The sequence below is a fragment of the Heliomarina sp. genome (assembly GCF_052826185.1).
On record NZ_JBRBUI010000045.1, the window covers coordinates 53,437 to 72,179 of the forward strand.

Genomic DNA, 18,743 nt, shown 5'->3' on the forward strand with positions numbered 1-18,743 from the left:
AAGCTTAGACGATTTAATTTGATTTTCAAATTAAAATGGACCAACATTTCCGGACTCGCCCCGACGGAGGATCGCAACAGGCTCGGGGGGTAACCAATTTGGAGGGAGATCATGAAATTATTTGCAACCGCGACGGCCGTAATGGTCGGCGCATTTGTCGGAACTGCGGCGCTGGCCCAGGACCTGACCATCGGCGTGAGCTGGTCTAACTTTCAGGAAGAGCGCTGGAAGACGGATGAGGCTGCGATCAAGTCCGCGCTCGACGCGGCGGGGGCGGGCTATATCTCGTCCGACGCACAAAGCTCGTCGTCCAAGCAGCTATCTGATGTTGAAAGCCTGATCGCGCAGGGCGCGGATGCGCTGATTATCCTCGCGCAGGATTCGCAGGCGATTGGCCCGGCTGTCGCTGCGGCGGCGCGCGAAGGTATCCCGGTTGTCGGCTATGACCGTCTTATCGAAGATGACCGTGCCTTTTACCTCACCTTCGACAACGTGGAAGTCGGCCGGATGCAGGCGCGTGCGGTGCTCGAGCAGATGCCCGAAGGCAATTACGTGATGATCAAGGGCTCGCCCACTGACCCGAACGCGGATTTCCTTCGTGGCGGTCAGCAGGAAGTGCTTCAGGAAGCCATTGATGCAGGCAAGATCAACATCGTGGGCGAGGCCTATACCGATGCGTGGCTTCCGGCGAATGCGCAGCGTAACATGGAGCAGATCCTGACCGCTCAGGACAACCAGGTCGACGCGGTCGTCGCTTCGAACGACGGCACCGCCGGCGGCGCGGTTGCCGCTCTGACGGCGCAGGGCATGGACGGCATCCCGGTTTCCGGTCAGGACGGCGACCATGCGGCGCTGAACCGGGTGGCCAAGGGCACCCAGACCGTCAGCGTCTGGAAAGACGCGCGCGAGCTGGGCAAGCGGGCGGCTGAAATCGCCGTTGCGATGGCCGAAGGCACCGAGATGAGCGAGATCGAAGGCGCACAGGAATGGGAATCCCCGGGTGGCACCATGCTCTGGGCGCAGTTCCTTGAGCCGCTGCCGATCACTAAGGACAACCTGACGGCAGTTGTCGATGCGGGCTGGATCGAAAAGGACGCGCTGTGCCAAGGCGTCAGCGCCGGCCCCGCTCCCTGTAACTGATCAATGTACTATCCGGCCTCATCCCTTTAACATGGGGTGAGGCCATTTCTTTTCTCAGGACCAGACTCATGGCTCAGACAGACACCAACAGCGGCCGGGCTCCGGCGCGCAAGAACATCTTTCACACGCTGGAAATCGACCTGCGCCTGCTGGGCATGATCGGTGCTTTCATCGCCGTCTGTCTGGTTTTTAATGTGCTGACCGACGGGCGTTTCCTGACCCCGCGCAACATTTTCAACCTGACGATCCAGACCGTGAGCGTCGCGATCATGGCGACCGGCATGGTGTTCATCATCGTCACACGCCATATCGACCTTTCGGTGGGTGCGCTGCTGGCAACCTGTTCGGCGGTGATGGCGATGACGCAGACGGAGTGGCTCCCTAATGCGCTGGGGCTGGAGTTCGGTCATCCGCTGATCCCCTGGATCGCCATCGGGGTGGGGTTGCTTTCCGGCTTGGTGATCGGGGCGTTTCACGGCTATCTCGTCGGCTATCTTGCCATCCCGGCCTTTATCGTGACGCTGGGCGGGCTGCTCGTCTGGCGTAACGTCGCGTGGTATATCACCAGCGGCAAGACAATCGGTCCGCTTGACGAGACCTTTCAGAAATTCGGCGGCATCAACGGCACGCTGGGCGCGACGGGATCGTGGATCGTCGGGGGACTGGCCCTGCTGGGCGCGCTTTACGGTCTATATGCCGCGCGCCGCAACAAGGTGAAGCATGGCTTTCCGGTGAAACCGGTCTGGGCCGAGTTTCTGCTGGCCGCGATCATTGGTGCCGCGATCCTTGGCTTTGTCGCGATCCTGAACGCCTACGAGGTACCGACCCGCGTATTGCAGCGTACCTTTGAGCGGGCCGGGCTGGAGATGCCCGAGGGTTATTCGCAATCCTACGGCATCCCGATTTCCGTGCTGCTTCTGATCTTTCTGGCCATCGCGATGACCATCGTGGCGCGGCGCACCCGGTTCGGGCGCTATGTGTTCGCCACGGGCGGCAACCCGGACGCGGCGGAGCTTTCCGGCATCAATACGCGCTGGCTGACGGTCAAGATCTTTGCGCTGATGGGGGCGCTTTGTGCGCTGTCGGCGGTGGTGGCTTCGGCCCGTCTGACGAACCATTCCAACGATATCGGGACGCTGGATGAGCTACGCGTGATCGCGGCGGCCGTCATTGGCGGTACCGCGCTGGCCGGTGGGATCGGGACGATCCATGGTGCCATCCTTGGCGCGCTGATCATGCAGTCGTTGCAATCGGGCATGGCCATGGTGGGCGTCGACGCGCCGCTTCAGAATATCGTGGTTGGCAGCGTGCTGGTTCTCGCGGTGCTGATCGACATCGTCTATCGCAAACGGACAGGAGGCGCATGATGGCGCAGGTGCAAAAACAAGGTGTGACCCCGCTGGTCGACATGCGCGACATCTGCATCAGCTTTGGCGGTGTGCATGCGGTCGACCACGTGAGCGTCGATCTGTACCCCGGTGAGGTCGTTGGTCTTCTGGGCCATAACGGGGCCGGGAAATCCACGCTGATCAAGATCCTCTCGGGCGCTTACCAGGCGGATTCCGGCGAGATCTACGTGCGCGGCGAAAAGGCGACGATCACGAATCCGCGCGATGCGCGTGCTTTGAAGATCGAAACGATTTATCAGACGCTGGCGCTGGCCGATAACCTTGATGCGGCGTCGAACCTGTTTCTGGGGCGTGAGCTGGTCACGCCGCTGGGGCTGGTCGATGATGACGCGATGGAGGCCGAGACACGCAAGATCATGGCCAAGCTGAACCCGAACTTTAAAAAGTTCAACGATCCGGTTTCGGCGCTTTCCGGTGGTCAGCGGCAGTCGGTGGCGATTGCACGCGCCGTCTATTTTGATGCGCAGATCCTGATTATGGATGAACCGACGGCGGCGCTTGGCCCGCATGAGACGCAGATGGTGTCGGAACTGATCGAACAGCTCAAGGCGCAGGGCATCGGGATTTTCCTCATCAGCCATGACATCCATGACGTGATGAAGCTGTGCGACCGGGCAAGCGTGATGAAAAACGGCCAGTTGGTGGGCACGGTGGATGTGGATGACGTGACAGATGACGATCTGCTTGGCATGATCATCCTTGGCAAGAAACCCGGTGTCGCTGCCGACTGAAGTTGAAGATGCAAGAAACGCCTTTACCCGGAATACTCGTCGCCGACGTGGGCGGTACGAATGCGCGGCTGGCGCTGGTCGACGACAAGGGCGGGTTTCATGCCAAGTCGCGCTATGCCAATGACGAATTCGGCTCGTTCAACGATGTGCTGCGCCGGTTCTGCGCGGACCATTCGCTGGCGGCGGTCGACACCTGTTGTGTCGCGGTGGCGGGGCCTGTCACCTCCGGCACCGCGCGTCTGACCAATCGCGACTGGACATTCGTGCCAGCCGAAATGGCTGAGGTGCTGCCGGGGGAAAACGTCCGGGTGCGGCTGATCAACGATCTGGTCGCGCTGGGTCATGCCCTGTCGGGTCTTGGCGAGAGCCAGTTGTCGATGATCCGGCCGGGCGAACAGGGCGGCGAAAGCAACGGTCAGGCGCTGGTTTTCGGGCTCGGGACCGGGTTCAATGGCTGTCTTTCAAAGACGGTAAACGGCAAGGAAACCATTGTCGAGGCCGAGCTGGGCCATGCTAGCCTGCCTGCGCAGATATACCTTGAGTTGGAAAAGCAGATCGGCGCGGAGGTCGCGCGGTTCCCGACGGTCGAGCATCTGTTTTCCGGGCGCGGGTTCGAACAGCTGTACGAAGCGCTTGGCGGTTCTCAGCCCGATGCACGGTTGATCGTGGACCGGGCCGGGGACGGCGACGCGTCGGCAAGCAAGGCGGTTGAACTCATGGCCCATGCGCTGGGTCTGCTGGCGCGACAGATGGTGTTCCAGTTCCTGCCGCTCGACGGAATTTACATTGCCGGGAGCGTTTCGCGAGCCGTGCTGGAGACGCCCGCGCGGGATACTTTCCTGAACGCGATGGCATTCGAGGGACGCTTTGATGAGCTGGTCGCCCGCGTGCCGGTGCGTCTGATCACCGATGATGCAGCGGCCCTGACCGGCATGGCGCGGCTGGGACTGGCGATCAGTCAGCGCCCGATGGCGTAGGCCTGCATCAGGCGCGGCGTTGCCGCCGCTCGCATCATTCCATCCCTATCGCGCGCAGCGGCGGTCAGGCGACCGACGGTCCATGGCGCGGCAATGTCGAGCCGGTGACCGCGAGACGCGAGATCGTCCAGAACGTCTTTGCCAAAACCGGGCTCGATCATCAGGTGGCCGGGTTCCGCGACGCGCGGGTAGAAGGAGGCCGTGAAATGCGCGGTGTGAAAGAGCGGCGCGTCGATGGCTTCCTGAAGGTTGGCGGTCTGGTGCGCCAGCCGCAACAGGAAGATGAGCTGCCATTGATCCTGCTGATCGCCGCCGGGCGTGCCGAAAGCGAACTGGCCGCCATCCGGGTCTCGCGCCATTGACGGCGATAACGTGGTGCGCGGGCGTTTGCCCGGCACAAGCGAGGTCGGCAGACCCTCGTCCAGCCAGAACATCTGGGCGCGCGAATTGAGCGGCATGCCAAGGCCGGGCACCACCGGAGAAGATTGCAGCCAGCCGCCGGAAGGCGTGGCCGAAACCATGTTGCCCCAGCGATCGATCACGTCGAGATGCACGGTGTCACCGCGTTTTTCCGAGAGATGCGCCATGGTCGGTTCACCCGCGCCGGTGCCAGCGGGAACCTCTGGCTTGCGGGCTGCGCGGGCGATGGCGGCCTTGGCCAGCTCTTCGTAGCCGGACAGTATGCCGGGGCGCTGGTCGAGCGATGCCTGTTCGCCGATCAGGGCGCGGCGGGTGGCGGCGTAATTTTCGATGAGCAGCGCCTCGCGGGCAGTGCCCATGTCCATGCTGTCGCCGTAATAGGCCTCACGGTCGGCAAAGCTCAGCTTCATCGCTTCGGTGATCTGGTGCACGAACTCGGCAGGAGACGCGGTCTGAAGGTCCACGCCGCGCAGGGTGGCCAGCGATTGCAGGAGCGACGGGCCTTGTGTCCAGTAGCCGGGTTTGAAGACCTCCCACCCATGGTAATCGGTGGTGAGCGGCGTGTCGTAACTGGCCTGCCAGTCGGCCATATCCTGCCCGGTGAGTACTCCCTTGCGACGTCCACCGGCGGCATCCATCACGCAGGCTTCACGCATCCAGTCGTCGATGGTTTCGGCGATGAATCCCTGCGAGAAGACACGGCGCGCCGCGTCGATCTGTGCCTCTCGACCGGAGGTATTTTCAGCCTCGGATACGATCCGTTCCCATGTCGTGGCAAGCTCGGGGTTGCAGAACAGGCTGCCGGGGGCAGGGGCCTTGCCGCCGGGAAGCCACGTAGCGTGGCTGGTGGGCCATTCCTCGCGGAAGAACCGGCTGAGGCCGGAGATGGTTGCCGAGACCCGGGCGAGCACCGGATGGCCCTGACGCGCATAGTGGATCGCGGGTTCGAGGACCTCGCGAAGCGACAGGTGGCCGTGATCGCGCAGCATCAGCATCCATGCATCGAAAGCGCCGGGAACAACCGTTGCGAGCAGGCCCGAACCGGGGATCATATCGAGCCCTTCGCTGCGGTAATGGTCGATGGTGGCACCAGCAGGCGCAACCCCCTGTCCGCAGATCACCGTTGGCGTAGCGTCACCCGCAGGCCAGATCAGGGCGGGCAAGTCGCCCAACGGTCCGTTCAGATGCGGTTCCACAACGTTCAGCACGAAACCCATCGCAACAGCTGCATCAAAGGCGGTGCCGCCTTTTTCCAGCATCGCCATACCGACCGCCGAGGCGATCCAGTGGGTCGACGTGGCCATGCCGAAGGTGCCGGTAATCTCGGGGCGGGTAGTGAAATCCATTACTTACTCTCGACGTTGCCGTGCATTTCTGGATCAGTAATCTTTTTCAAAGAACAGACCCAGCCCGGTTTCGCCCTCGCTGTCGACCGACCCCTTGGCGGTGAGGCTGTCGGTGATGTCGAGGTTAAGGTTCACTTCGGTATCGCCTTTGGCATTGACCGAGACGTCGGAGTAGATGTTTTCCGAGATATAGCCGCCGACGCCGACCTGTGCGTTGCCGTCGTCATCGGTACCGACATCGAATGAATCCACGCCAAGCCCTTCTTGTACTGAGTTGACCAGACCGCCGCCCGCGCCGCCGAGGGTCGCGAGCTGCGCCCCGAGCTGGGCAATCTTAAGGGGCGATAGATCTTCGAACTTGTCCCCGAACAGCAAAAGCGCCAGCGCTTCTTCGGTGGGGCGTTCCGGTGACGAGGTGACCTCGATCGCGGGCTGGCTGGCGGGGCCGCTGATGGTCAGCGTGGCTTCGCCTTCTGAGGTCGAAGTGGAGGCGACGAAATTCAGGAAAGGTTCAAGCGAGCCGGCCAGCTGGACCTGACCTTCATCTAGTTCCAGCCGCCGCCCGAGGATGTCAAAATACCCACGGATCAGCGAAATGCCACCCGAGGGAACGACATTGGCGGTGGTGCCGCGCACCAGCACCTGACCGCCCAGTTCCGCGTTCAGACCCCGGCCTCGCACGAAGATCCGGTTCGGGGCGTTCATCGTGAGGTCGAGGTTATAGACGGGTCCCGAGCTGCCGCTGCTGGTCTTGATCAGACCGGCGCGGGCGCGGGTGGCCCGCTGGGCCCCACTTTCGCCCACGTGGCGGATTTCGGGGATCGGTGCCGCGCTGACAGACCCGGAAGCGGCCGCGATATTGATGCGGGTTTCGCCAAAGTTGATCTGCCCGCCGATAGTGGCGCCACCGAGCAGCGCGCCGTTAATATTGACGTTCCCGTTCGCCACCGTCTCAAAGCTGATGTTGTCCTTGATGATGAGGTTGAGCAGTTGAATGTCGATACCGGCATTGTAGGGCGCGGCGAGGCTGACCGGCCCCGAGACACGGAACTGGCCACCGTCGCTGAGCGCGCCGGTGGTGGAGATCTGGGCCGAACCGCCTGAGAGGTTCACGGTTGTGTTGATGCCGGTGAGCGTTTTGCCGACCGAGGCGACAACCGCTGTCGCGCCCGAGGTGCTGACCGTGCCACTGACCGATTCAACTGCGGGAGGGCCGTTGACTGAGAGGTCAAAGCTAACCAATCCGCGCAAGGAATTGGGGCTGATGAATGCATTGGCGAGGCCAAGCTGGGCCTGTCCAGTCGCTTCTATATCGGCCTGGTTGCTGGCCTGATCATAGGACCCGTCCACATCCGCGACGATACCGCCGGGACCGGAGGCAGAGGTGGTGATGCTGTAGACGGTGCCGGATTTGCTGGCCTCGCCCGAGGCGGTAAGGGTGCCCGCGAATTCCGGCACGAGCCGCTGGATGCGTTCCACGGTCGCGTCGAAGGTTGCCGAAGCGTCGCCGCTGGTTTCGTCGAAATCCCCGTCTAATGTCGCGGCGATGCCCGCCGAACCATCGGTGACAAAATTGACGTTCCATTGCTGCTCGGCCGACCGGCTGGCTTGTCCCTTGGCCGAGACATCCCCCGCAAGCTGGGGCACAAATCGTTGCAGACGCTCAAATGTCGCGTCGAAATCGAGCGCGGCGACGCCGGTCGGTTCCTCGAAGCTACCGTCGAAGCTGCCGCCGATCCCGGCGCTGCCGCCGGTTTCAAGGCTGGCGGTCCATGTGAGTTCTTCGGATCTTTCGACATTGCCGCGTGCCGAGATATTGCCTTCGAGCTGTGGCACAAGCCGTTGCAGGCGTTCGAAATTGGCGTCGAGGTCAAGCGATGCCGCGCCTGTCGGTTCTTCGAAACTGCCGTCGAAATTGCCGCTGATCCCGGCGCTGCCGCCAGTGTCGAGGCTGGCGGTCCATGTGAGTTCTTCGGATCTTTCGACACGGCCACGCGCCGATACATTGCCCTGAAGCTGCGGTACGAAACGTTCGAGCCGTTCGAATACCGCGTCAAGGTCAAGTTCAGCCGCGCCCGAAACCTGATCGAAACTACCATCGAACTGACCTTGCACGCCCGCTGTACCGCCGGTTTCGACCGAGGCCTGCCACACGGACTCTTCCGAGCGGCTGGCGGTGCCGCGCGCGGTGATAGTGCCGACGAGTTGCGGGACGAGCCGTTCGAGCCGTTCAAAGGCCGCATCAAAGTTCAGGTCGGCTATGCCGGTTTCTTCCTCGTAGGTGCCGTCGAAATCGCCTTTGATCCCGACCGTACCACCGGTATTGGCCGTCACGCGCCATTCGCGGGCGGCGGTACGTTCGGCCTGACCGCGTGCGGTGATATCGCCGACGAGTTGCGGCACAAGCCGCTCAAGACGTTCCAAGCCTGCGTTGAAATCGATCTCGGCAGTGCCGGTGGTTTCATCGAAACTGGCTTCGAGCGTGCTGTCGAGACCGGCAGTGCCGCCGAGTGTGCTGGTTACCGTCCAGTTCGACTGTTCGTTTCGCTCGGCTTCGCCCTCGGCGCTCAGCGAGCCCTGGATCTGCGGGATAAAGGCCTGCAACTCGCCAACGACGAGCTGATAGGTCGTGTCCACGACACCGTCGGCAGTGTAGGAGCCACCGAGATCGAGGCTGGTATCCTGAGGGGCGCGGAGACTGACCTGCCCGGAAATCGTCTGGTTCTGGTGGGTGACGTCGCCGTTCAGCGTGACAGGGCCGGGGGCTTCGGGCAGCACACGGCCAAGATCGTCAAGCGCGGCCTCGAAGGTAAAGCTGCTGTTGGTTGAACTCACGCTGCCATTTGCGTTCGCGGTCAGGGCTTCGCCGTTCAGCTCGAATTCCCGCAGGGTGATCCCATCCGTTCCGCGTGCGGCATCCAGAAGGATGGTGGTTTCGCCGCCGATCACGGCATCGGCCTGTTCGATCCCGGTTTCCAGATCGCGGGCATTGCCGCTGAGGCGGACATCGAAGGACCCGCCGAGCGGTGAACCTTGACCTTCGACCTGCGCGGATATTGCGCCGCCGAGGGAACGACCGGCAAGGCCGGAAAATCGCGACAGATCCTCGGCATTGACCTCGGCGGAGCCGTCAAGTCGGAAGCCGCTGTTCAACCCGTCGATCCGAGTGGTCGCGAAGGCGCTATAATCTGTGCCGGTGAGGGTGACCTCGGTCAGGTCGAGCGTACCGCCGGATTGCCAACCGAACTGGCCGACAAGCTGGATCGCCTCGCCTACGGCCTGTTGCAGCTTGCCATCGGTAAACAAAAGCTCTTGCGCGCGGGCATCGATCTCACCGGAAAGCGATGTGGCATCGCCCTGTTGCAAGGTACCGCTGCCGGTGAGTGTCAGGTTGCCGATCTCGACATCGGGGCGCGAGAGGCCGACAACACGGGCCACCAGATCCCACTGGTTTCCCTCGTCCGCGTCAAAGCCGCCCGCGATATCGAGGCGCTGGATGCTGGTTGCCGGTTCGCCGGTGGGCAAAGTCACCGTGGCGCCTTCTGCCGGGGCGATTTCACCCTGCACCATGACGCGGGAAATGGTGCCGCCGGGGGCGAGACCGAATTCACCGCTCAGGTCGAGTGCGCTGGATGCGATCGAGAATTGCGGAATGCTCAGGCTGCCGTCGGTGCCGGTTTCGCCTGTTACGGCGATGCGGGCATTTTCGCCGAAGAATTCGTGGAACTTCGGATCGAGCATCGGGGTCAGGTCGCCCTCGATCGTCGCGCCGAATGCGGTTCCGCCGCCCCTGGCTTCGTTCAGGGTCACCTGACCTGTCACTCTTTGGGTGCCGTCGGTGGCTAAGCTGAGATCGGCGGTAAAGTCGCTGACCGGGCCGCGTCCGGCGGCGGTCAGTTCGACCGAGGGTCGGCCGGGAATACCAAGCAGGCCGGAAATCAGGCCGTTTTCTTCCTCGGAGATGTCGAGGTCGAGAACGATCTCGTTGGTTTCATTGGCGAAACCTGCGGTGAGCGTGATCCTGTCATTGTCGCGATCAAGCCGGTTGACGGCCAGATCGGTATCGAGCGCACCGTCTGCCAGCGTCAGGTTACCTTCGACGGATAGCTCTGCTGCCGTGCCAGCCACCGGTTCGGCAAGGCTGATGCGGTCAATGCGCAGGCTTTCGATGTTCACCGCGACCGGCAGTTCCGGGATCTGGAACGGCTGCGCCTCGGCGGTAGGCAGGTCTTCGTCCACAGCGGTCGTGGGGCCTGGGCGGCGTGTCACCTCGATGCTTTCGGCGGACAGGTTCTGGATCGAGAGCCGCCCGCGCAAAAGCGCGGAGCGAGTCCAGTCGAGTTCTGCACCGGTCAGGGTCAGCCAGACGCCGTCGTCGTCGGAGATGATGATCTGCTCGATGGTCGCGGTGGAGCTGAGCGCCCCATTCAGACCAATGACCTGAACGCTGCGGTTATCGCCGGAGAGAGCGTTTTCGATGAGCCCGTCGATGAAGCCGCCGGTATCAGTATTTTCGACCTGTGCCGCGACGGGCAGCGGAGCCCATGTCAGGCAAAGGGGCAGCAGGAATGAGCGGGCGAGGGCGGAGATACGCATCAGAATGCCTGTCCTATGCCGATGTAGAATTGCAGCCCGTCATCGGTCGGGCCGTCGACGGGCAGGGCGAGGTCAAGCCGGATCGGGCCAAAGCCGCCAAGGTCGTAGCGCACACCAAGGCCGGCGCCGGAGTGGGAATAGGCGTCACTGCTGATGAAGCTGGAACTGTCGACCGCACCATAATCGAAAAAGCCGACAACCGAGATTTTGGCCGTGACGCGGGCGCGTACTTCGGCGCTGGCGTTGAGGAAAGAGCGTCCGCCCGCCACGTCATTGCCGACAGGAATACCAAGCGATTCATAGGGTTGGCCGCGAACCGTGCCCGACCCGCCGGAAAAGAACAGAAGATCGGGAGAGATCGTCGCTGGTGCGCCACCCGCGACACTGCCAAGCTGCAATCGCCCGGCCAGCACGATTGAACCGGTTTCGGTCAGGCTGTAATAGGCGCGCCCGTCGATCTTGGCGGCGATGCCAGAGGTGCTGCCGCCAAAGCCCGCAAACGGGGTCACGGTGCCGTTGACGTAATAACCGCGTGTGGCATCGGTCGGGTTGTCGCGCCGGTCGTATTCGGCCCAGAAGGGCAGCTTGATCATGTTGAACTGGCGGTCGTCACCGTAGGCGTCATTGGACCGACCAACGCTAGCGAGCAGGGTGGCTTCGGCGACAAGCTCGTCGGAAAAGACGCGCCGGACCCCGACACCAAGCTCGAACTGGTCAAGCCGATAGTGTTCGCGTTCGAACCGTTCGAGAGAGCCGAGGTAGAAGAGGTTGTTGTCCGGCCCCAGCCGCGCCGGGTTGTCGAGTCGGAAGCCCAGACGGCCATCGATCTCTTCATCGCCACCGATGTTGCGAATCTCGGCTTCGAGCCGCAGCCGTTCGGCCGCACCGAACAGGTTGCGGTGAATCCAAGTCGCCGACAGATCAACGCCGGTGGTCGACTGGATTTCGCCACCCAGCGAAATGCGGCGCAGGGGCTGTTCGGTCACCTCGGCGGTGAAATCGAGCGTGCCGTCCGGATTGGGTGTTTCATCTTCGATGATCTGTACGGATTTGAAGGTGCCGGTACGCCGTAGACGGTCGCCGACCTTGCGCACCGTTTCGGGGCTGTAGGTTTCGTCCCAGGGCAGGCCCGCGATGCGCTGGATCGCCTCGGCGCGCATGCGCTGGTTGCCGCGAACGCTGAGCTGTCCAAACCTCAGCTTGGGGCCGGGGATAAGTTCGATATCAGCATCCAGCGTCGACCGCTGGTGGTTGGCGACGATGCTCTGATTTCCGATTTCGGTCTTGGCATAGCCAATGTTGCGCCAGCCGTCGCGCCCTTCGAAGGTTGCTTCGCGGATGATCCCGGTTCCGGCGGGTTTGCCCGGCGAGAAATCCTCGGGCAGCTCAGTCTCCGGGGCGAGAGGCGCGACCCTTGCCTTGCCAAACCGGAATTCCGGCCCTGTTTTTACCCGGATTTCAACGCGGTTGATGCTTTTGGGGACCGTGACACGAGGGATGTCGGCAGCCTCGCGTCCGTCGACGCGGATGCTGACCTCGGGGCTGAAATAGCCCCTGTCGTAAAGGATCTGAACCATGGTTCGATAGTCGGCCAGCGCGGCGGCAAGGATTTCCTGCGGGCTGGTCAGACCGGTTTCATCGGCCGAGAGCGCGGCAGAACTGTTCTCGAGCGCCTCGGCAAGTTCGTCGGGCGCGCCGGGCGCGGAAAAGCCGGTTTCGAGTGCGTGCAGCGGCAAGGGCAGGCTTAGGGCGGCGATCGCGGCAAAAGAGCCGATTGATCCAGAAAAACGACGGATAAAACCCGGATTCTGAAAGTTAATTTTCTTATGCAATGCACCACCCAACCTGTTCCATGGCCACCAGTCGCCGACCCCAAGATTACCTAGGGGCATGAAACCTTCAAGGTAGGTTAGCACGGATTGACAGGCCGTCCAGCCGGTGAAATCAACTTAAACGAGAGTCCGTGCCGCCTAATCGCAGAGCACGGAATTCAGGGTTGCAGGATCACGGCATCGTGACACGTAGCGAAAGCTGGCCATCGCCGATATTATTCGTTAATCCGGGGTAGTTCTGGAAACTCTCAAAAATATCGAAAAGATGTCATACCTCGATAACATCCGGACCTTCGTGCGGGTCTATGAGCTGGGAAGCATGTCCGCCGCCGGACGCGATCTGCGGATTTCGCCCGCCGTGACCTCGGCGCGGATTTCGCAGCTGGAAAACCATCTGAACGTCAGGCTGTTCCAGCGTACGACGCGCAACCTGACCCCGACAGAGCAGGGGCGGGCCTTTTATGGCGGGGCCTGTTCCGTTCTGGAGAAGGTCGAACAGGCCGAGGCCGAGGTCATGAGCCTGACCGACAATCCCCGCGGATCGCTTTATGTCGCGGCGCCGCTGGGTATGGGCAGGCGGTTGATCGCGCCGCAGGTTGGGCATTTTCTCGACAGCTATCCCGAGATTGATATCCGGTTGCGGCTGAGCGACCGCGTTGTCGACCTGACCACCGAAGGTCTTGATCTTGCGTTCTTTCTTGGGGAACCAGCGGATAGCACTTTGCGGATCCGCAAGATCGCGGACTGTCGGCGCGTTCTTTGCGCTTCGCCCGAATATATCGACCGGCGCGGGCACCCAGCGACGGGGCAGGACCTTATCAGCGACCGGCATGAATGCCTGAACCTTCGCTTTCCCGGCGCGACCGAATTTCAATGGAAGCTGCTGACGCCGGACGGGCCGCAGAAATTTGCCATCACCGGACGATGCGAATGCGATGACGGTGACGTGCTAACCGACTGGGCGCTGAACGGGCGCGGCGTGGTCATGAAACCTGTTTTCGAGATCGCCGAACATCTGCTGTCGGGCGCGCTGGTCGTGGTGGCGGGCGACACACCACCGACGCCGGTGCAGATGGCCTGCCTTTACACGCATCGCCGCCATCAGGACCCGAAGACGCGTCTGTTCATGGATTACACGGTGGAGCGTATCGGAAAGATTGTTAAAGAGGCCGAGAAACGCGTCACGGACCATTCTAAAACCTCTGTGTCATAGTGCGAAAGCAGGCTTTAAGCCTAAATGATTAGAAGATATGAGTTTGTAGGGCGACTGGGTACGGGCATCGGAAATGGACTTTACAAACTCGGAAAATGAACGGCTTCAGGCTTTGCGCAGCCTCGATGTGCTCGACACCCCGCGCGAGGCTGAGTTCGATGATCTGGTTATGCTCGCTTCACGCATTTGCGGAGCGCCGGTTTCGCTGGTCAGCTTTGTCGATGAGGACCGCCAGTGGTTCAAGGCCAAGACCGGCTTTGACAAGGATCAGACGGACCTGAATTCCTCGATCTGTTCGCGGGTCATGTATGACGACGGCGTTATCGAGATCGAGGATACCTGGCTCGACGCGCGCACCTCGCAGAACCCGCTGTGTATCGGCGAGGGATCCATGCGTTTCTACGCGGGAGCGCCGTTGGTGACGGCGGACGGCCACCCTGTTGGTACACTTTGTGTGCTTGATGAAAAACCGCGTGTGCTGGACGAGATGCAGCGCGATACGCTTCGAGTGCTGGCGCGGCAGGCTATGAAGGAACTGGAATTGCGCAAGGCGCTGCGGGAGCAACAAGTCCTGCGCAAGGAAATGGACCATCGCCTCAAGAATTCTCTGCAATCCGTTTCTTCGGTGATGCGGCTCTATGCGCGCCAGATCACCGATCCGGTTGCGACCGAAGCGATCGAGGCGATCCAGCGTCGGCTTCAGGCGATTTCCGCGCTTCATACCGAAATGCAGGTATCCAGTTCTGACAAATTCATGTCGCTGGACAGTTATCTCGACCGGATCGTCGGGCATCTGCGTCTGTCGGTGCCTGCGAATGTTACCATTGAACTCTCGTCCGAACCTGTAGAATTCGGCGCCGAGAAGGCCGCGTCGCTTGGCGTGATCGTCAGCGAAGCTATTGCGAATTCGGTAAAGCATGGCTTTCCGGATGATCGTGCGGGCGTCATCTACGTGCGCCTGTCACGTCAGGCGGACGGGGGCCTGCAACTGGAGTGCCGTGATGACGGGGTCGGCAATGCCGTGCGGGTCAAAGACGAGTCGGGTGTCTCCGGGCTGGGCCGTAGCCTTCTTGAAGCCGCTGCGTCGCAACTGGACGGCACCTTGGAGTCCTCGTTGGATGAAAACGGCAGCAGTCTTGTACTGACCTTCCCGGTCTAGCTACCGCGATAGGTCGAATAGCCAAAAGCGGAGAGCAGCAGCGGCACGTGGTAATGCGCCGCTTCGGACATGCCGAAGCGGATCGGGATCATGTCGAGAAAGCGTGGCGTGCCATCCTTGACCGGGTGCTGGTCCAGGTAGTTGCCCACGTGAAAACGCAGCTCGTAAGTGCCGGTGGCGAAATGCTCTTTCGGCAGGATCGGCGTGTCGGTGCGCCCGTCGTCATTGGTTGAAACAGTGGCGATATGGGCGGCATCGCTGCCGTCGATCCGATAAAGTTCGATACGGATTCCCTGCGCCGGGCAGCCACGGGCGGTGTCGAGAACATGGGTCGTCAGATAGCCGGTCAAATGATTGCCTCCAGAGCCACGGGTTTTGTGTGACGCAGGACGCAGCTTTGTGCAAACGCGAAGTTTTTGACAGTGTTATTGCACATTTTTGAAACCGCGCCTGGGAAAATGGCTTAGAAACGGCCCATACCCGAGAGGACTTATGAATAGATATCCACGTGACATGATCGGCTACGGGGCAACCCCGCCGGATCCGAAATGGCCCGGCGGCGCGCGTATCGCCGTGCAGATCGTTTTGAACTACGAAGAAGGCGGCGAGAACAATATCCTCCACGGGGATGCCGCATCCGAGGCATTCCTGTCCGAGATCGTCGGCGCGGCGCAATGGCCCGGCCAGCGTCACTGGAACATGGAATCCATCTACGAATACGGAGCACGCGCCGGGTTCTGGCGGTTGCACCGTCTGCTGGGCGATCTGCCGATCACCGTCTATGGCGTGGCCACAGCGCTTGCCCGTGCGCCCGAACAGGTCGCAGCGATGCAGGCTTCGGGTTGGGAGATCGCCAGCCACGGGCTGAAATGGATCGAACACAAGGACATGCCCGAAGACGAGGAACGCGCGGCCATTGCCGAGGCGATCCGCCTGCACACCGAGGTCACTGGCGAAGCCCCGCGCGGCTGGTACGAGGGGCGGACTTCGATCAACACCGTGCGGCTTGCTTCTGAGACAGGCCAGTTCGATTACGTGGCCGATACCTATGACGACGATCTGCCCTACTGGATGAAGGTGGGGGATCGCGACCAGCTCATCGTGCCCTATACGCTCGATTGCAACGACATGCGTTTCGCGACACCGCAGGGTTTCAATTCGGGTGACCAGTTCTTTGCCTACCTGCGCGATACGTTTGATACGCTTTACGAGGAAGGCGAGGCAGGCCAGCCGAAAATGATGTCCATCGGCTTGCATTGCCGCCTTGTCGGGCGACCGGGGCGTATCCGCGCGCTGGCACGTTTCCTTGAACATGCGCAGAGCCATTCCAACGTCTGGTTTGCTACCCGGCTGCAGATTGCCGAGCATTGGGCGGCGACCCATCCCCCGGTTGAGCAGACCCGTTCGCACCAGATGGACAGGGACCAGTTCGTTGCCACCTACGGCGGCGTTTTCGAGCATTCGCCATGGATCGCAGAACGTGCTTGGGCGCTTGAGCTTGGTCCGGCCCATGATAGCGCGACCGGCGTGCATAACGCGCTGGCCCGTGTTTTTCGCGTTGCAAGCGATGAAGAACGCCTCGGCGTGCTCAAGGCGCATCCCGATCTTGCCGGGAAACTGGCCGCGGCTAAACGGTTGACGGCGGAATCGACGGCGGAACAGGCCTCGGCGGGCCTTGATGCACTGACCGACGAAGAGCGTGCCGCCTTCACCGAGATGAACGATGCCTATACCGCCAAGTTCGGCTTTCCCTTCATCATCGCGGTGCGGGACAATACAAAGACCAGCATCATGGCCGCGTTCCGCGAACGTCTGAACAATGCGCCCGCAGAGGAGTTGGCGACCGCCTGCAAGCAGGTCGAACGCATCGCGGAAATCCGGTTGCGAGACATGCTGCGATGAGCCGCACCGTTGCGATCAAAGCGATGGATGCCGAAGCGTTTGCCGCTTTTGGCGACCTGATCGATATTGTGGGTGCACCTGATAAGATCATCAATCAGGGGTTTTGTGGCCGGTTTCACGACCGCGCCAATCTCGACTTTTCCGACGGTCGCGCCGGGATCAGCCTGTTCAAGGCCGAGCCGCGCAGCCTGCCGCTGAAGCTCGACATGGTCGAACGTCACCCGGATGGCAGCCAGACCTTCATCCCGATGAGCGAACATTCCTTTCTGGTGGTGGTCGCGCCGGACGCGGGCGGCGCGCCGGGCCAGCCGCAGGCGTTTCGCACCGAGGTGGGACAAGTCATCAACTTTCACCGGGGCACGTGGCATGGGGTTCTGACGCCACTGCACGCGCCGGGCCTTTTCGCCGTGGTCGACCGGATCGGCCCCGGCAGCAATCTGGAAGAACACTGGTTCGAGGAACCGTACATGATCGAATGAAGCCGCGACCGCCCGGCAAGAGGCGGCAGGCAAACCAACAAAAGGGACATGAAATGGCTGATACTTCTCTGGGGACCGCAGAACAGCTACGCGATCCGAACTACACGCCCGCGCTTTACAAGGCCGTGCCGCTGGGCATCCAGCACGTTTTGGCGATGTTTGTCTCAAACGTCACGCCGGCCATTATCGTTGCCGGTGCCGCCGGTTTCGGCTTTGGCTCGAACTCGCCGGATTTCCCGGAGTTGCTCTACCTGATCCAGATGTCGATGCTCTTTGCCGGGGTCGCGACCCTGCTTCAGACCATCACCATCGGCCCGGTCGGGGCGGCGCTGCCCATCGTGCAGGGCACCTCTTTTGCCTTCATTCCGATCATGATCCCGCTGGTTGCGGGTAAAGGTGTCGATGGCCTTGCCGCGCTTTTCGGCGGGGTGATCCTTGGCGGTCTGTTCCATGCGCTGCTTGGCACGGTGATCGGCAAGATCCGTTTTGCCCTGCCACCGCTGGTGACCGGGCTGGTCGTCACGATGATCGGTCTTGCGCTGGTCAAGGTCGGCATCGAATACGCGGCCGGAGGCGTCCCGGCCAAGGCTTCGGGCGCCGAGAGCTATGGCAGCCTGCGCAGCTGGTCTGCCGCGCTGGTCGTGATCTTCGTGACGCTTGGGGTGAAATTCTTCACCCGCGGCATCCTGTCGGTTTCGGCGGTTCTGGTCGGCATCATCGTCGGCTATCTCTACGCGCTGAGCGTCGGCATGATCACCTTCGATGGCATCGCGACAAGCTGGCAACGGGCCGCAGCCTTCGCGCTCCCCATGCCGCTGAAATACGGGTTCGAATTCTCGCTGGCTGCGGTCATCGGTTTCTGCCTGATGGCCTTTGTTTCGGCCGTCGAAACCGTCGGAGACGTCTCGGGCATCACCAAGGGCGGGGCAGGGCGCGAAGCCACCGATAGCGAAATCCGTGGTGCCACCTTTGCCGATGGGATCGGCAGTGCGATTGCCGGTGTCTTTGGCGGGTTACCCAATACTTCCTTTTCCCAGAACGTCGGTTTGATCGCGATGACCGGCGTCATGAGCCGCCATGTTGTCACCATCGGCGCGCTCTTCCTGATCTTCTGCGGGCTGGTGCCCAAGGTCGGCGGCCTGATCCGCACCGTCCCGATCGAAGTTCTGGGCGGTGGCGTGATCGTCATGTTCGGGATGGTGGTGGCTTCGGGGGTTTCAATGCTGTCGGATGTAAACTGGAACCGACGCAACATGGTGGTCTTCGCCGTGGCGCTCTCCGTCGGGCTTGGCCTGCAGCTCGAGGTGATGAACCTTGCCCCCGGCGCGCCCAACGCCCTGCAGCACCTACCGGATTCTCTGCGCATACTCGGCGCGTCGGGCATCCTGCCAGCCGCCCTGATTGCAATCGTCCTCAATCTGCTGCTGCCCGAAGAACTCTACGAAGAATCGACCGAGGAAGTCTCAGGCGGTTTGTCCGGTCAGGCCACCGGTCGGTTCTCGAAGAACTAAGCCAATCGCGCCGGGCAAAAGGTCCGGC

The 18,743-nt window shown here is 61.8% G+C and carries 13 protein-coding genes; 9 read left to right on the plus strand and 4 right to left on the minus strand.

Annotated features, from left to right (window positions below; genetic code table 11):
- Window positions 1–111: 111 nt before the first annotated feature.
- From xylF to ACU0FH_RS12515, 4 genes are all read left to right on the plus strand, one after another.
- Window positions 112–1,140: a D-xylose ABC transporter substrate-binding protein gene (gene xylF / locus ACU0FH_RS12500; RefSeq protein WP_446194921.1), complete on the plus strand. Its 1,029-nt coding sequence runs from the start codon at window positions 112–114 to the stop codon at window positions 1,138–1,140.
- Between the two features lie 68 nt (window positions 1,141–1,208).
- On the plus strand, window positions 1,209–2,507 hold the full coding sequence (locus ACU0FH_RS12505; RefSeq protein WP_446194922.1) for a sugar ABC transporter permease: 1,299 nt from the start codon (window positions 1,209–1,211) through the stop codon (window positions 2,505–2,507).
- Window positions 2,507–3,280, plus strand: coding sequence for an ATP-binding cassette domain-containing protein (locus ACU0FH_RS12510; RefSeq protein ID WP_446194923.1), 774 nt, complete (start codon window positions 2,507–2,509; stop codon window positions 3,278–3,280). Before ACU0FH_RS12505 ends, ACU0FH_RS12510 begins: the two co-directional genes overlap by 1 nt.
- An 8-nt stretch (window positions 3,281–3,288) precedes the next feature.
- Window positions 3,289–4,257, plus strand: a complete 969-nt coding sequence (locus tag ACU0FH_RS12515) for a glucokinase (RefSeq protein WP_446194924.1) — start codon at window positions 3,289–3,291, stop codon at window positions 4,255–4,257.
- Here the strand turns inward: ACU0FH_RS12515 and ACU0FH_RS12520 are convergent.
- The 3 genes from ACU0FH_RS12520 to ACU0FH_RS12530 are packed head-to-tail and all read right to left on the minus strand — an operon-like array spanning window position 4,239 to window position 12,511.
- Entirely contained in the window at window positions 4,239–6,023 is a 1,785-nt protein-coding gene (locus ACU0FH_RS12520) for a gamma-glutamyltransferase family protein (protein ID WP_446194925.1), read from the minus strand. The genes ACU0FH_RS12515 and ACU0FH_RS12520 overlap by 19 nt on opposite strands.
- Window positions 6,024–6,056: 33 nt before the next feature.
- Window positions 6,057–10,619 carry a translocation/assembly module TamB domain-containing protein gene (locus ACU0FH_RS12525; protein ID WP_446194926.1) on the minus strand — a complete coding sequence of 1,521 codons (4,563 nt, stop codon included), beginning with the start codon at window positions 10,617–10,619 and terminating at the stop codon, window positions 6,057–6,059.
- Window positions 10,619–12,511 carry an autotransporter assembly complex protein TamA gene (locus ACU0FH_RS12530; protein WP_446194927.1) on the minus strand — a complete coding sequence of 631 codons (1,893 nt, stop codon included), beginning with the start codon at window positions 12,509–12,511 and terminating at the stop codon, window positions 10,619–10,621. The genes ACU0FH_RS12525 and ACU0FH_RS12530 overlap by 1 nt, the downstream gene beginning before the upstream one ends.
- Before the next feature lie 205 nt (window positions 12,512–12,716).
- On the opposite strand from ACU0FH_RS12530, the gene ACU0FH_RS12535 reads away from it, so the two are divergent.
- Entirely contained in the window at window positions 12,717–13,664 is a 948-nt protein-coding gene (locus ACU0FH_RS12535) for a LysR family transcriptional regulator (RefSeq protein ID WP_446194928.1), read from the plus strand.
- A 73-nt stretch (window positions 13,665–13,737) separates the two neighbouring features.
- Entirely contained in the window at window positions 13,738–14,823 is a 1,086-nt protein-coding gene (locus ACU0FH_RS12540; protein ID WP_446194929.1) for a histidine kinase dimerization/phosphoacceptor domain -containing protein, read from the plus strand.
- Here the strand turns inward: ACU0FH_RS12540 and uraH are convergent.
- Entirely contained in the window at window positions 14,820–15,173 is a 354-nt protein-coding gene (uraH, locus tag ACU0FH_RS12545) for a hydroxyisourate hydrolase (RefSeq protein ID WP_446194931.1), read from the minus strand. The two genes, ACU0FH_RS12540 and uraH, sit on opposite strands and share 4 nt — an antisense overlap.
- Before the next feature lie 142 nt (window positions 15,174–15,315).
- Between uraH and puuE the strand changes: the two genes are divergently transcribed.
- From puuE to ACU0FH_RS12560, 3 genes are read left to right on the plus strand one after another with little or no spacing between them, the layout of a single operon-like run.
- The gene (puuE, locus tag ACU0FH_RS12550; protein WP_446194933.1) at window positions 15,316–16,725 is read left to right on the plus strand and encodes an allantoinase PuuE; all 1,410 of its coding nucleotides are present in this window, start codon (window positions 15,316–15,318) and stop codon (window positions 16,723–16,725) included.
- Complete coding sequence (locus ACU0FH_RS12555) at window positions 16,722–17,204, plus strand: ureidoglycolate lyase (protein ID WP_446194934.1); 483 nt, start codon at window positions 16,722–16,724, stop codon at window positions 17,202–17,204. Before puuE ends, ACU0FH_RS12555 begins: the two co-directional genes overlap by 4 nt.
- Window positions 17,205–17,257: 53 nt before the next feature.
- Entirely contained in the window at window positions 17,258–18,715 is a 1,458-nt protein-coding gene (locus ACU0FH_RS12560; RefSeq protein WP_446194936.1) for a uracil-xanthine permease family protein, read from the plus strand.
- Window positions 18,716–18,743: the final 28 nt, after the last annotated feature.

Bases quoted from the DNA above. Each gene is read 5' to 3' on its own strand.
- ACU0FH_RS12525 (WP_446194926.1), bottom strand. From the start codon at position 10,619: ATGCGTATCTCCGCCCTCGCCCGCTCATTCCTGCTGCCCCTTTGCCTG.
- puuE (WP_446194933.1), top strand. From the start codon at position 15,316: ATGAATAGATATCCACGTGACATGATCGGCTACGGGGCAACCCCGCCG.
- ACU0FH_RS12535 (WP_446194928.1), top strand. From the start codon at position 12,717: ATGTCATACCTCGATAACATCCGGACCTTCGTGCGGGTCTATGAGCTG.
- ACU0FH_RS12510 (WP_446194923.1), top strand. From the start codon at position 2,507: ATGGCGCAGGTGCAAAAACAAGGTGTGACCCCGCTGGTCGACATGCGC.
- ACU0FH_RS12515 (WP_446194924.1), top strand. From the start codon at position 3,289: ATGCAAGAAACGCCTTTACCCGGAATACTCGTCGCCGACGTGGGCGGT.
- ACU0FH_RS12560 (WP_446194936.1), top strand. From the start codon at position 17,258: ATGGCTGATACTTCTCTGGGGACCGCAGAACAGCTACGCGATCCGAAC.
- xylF (WP_446194921.1), top strand. From the start codon at position 112: ATGAAATTATTTGCAACCGCGACGGCCGTAATGGTCGGCGCATTTGTC.
- ACU0FH_RS12540 (WP_446194929.1), top strand. From the start codon at position 13,738: ATGGACTTTACAAACTCGGAAAATGAACGGCTTCAGGCTTTGCGCAGC.
- ACU0FH_RS12520 (WP_446194925.1), bottom strand. From the start codon at position 6,023: ATGGATTTCACTACCCGCCCCGAGATTACCGGCACCTTCGGCATGGCC.
- ACU0FH_RS12530 (WP_446194927.1), bottom strand. From the start codon at position 12,511: ATGCCCCTAGGTAATCTTGGGGTCGGCGACTGGTGGCCATGGAACAGG.
- ACU0FH_RS12555 (WP_446194934.1), top strand. From the start codon at position 16,722: ATGAGCCGCACCGTTGCGATCAAAGCGATGGATGCCGAAGCGTTTGCC.
- ACU0FH_RS12505 (WP_446194922.1), top strand. From the start codon at position 1,209: ATGGCTCAGACAGACACCAACAGCGGCCGGGCTCCGGCGCGCAAGAAC.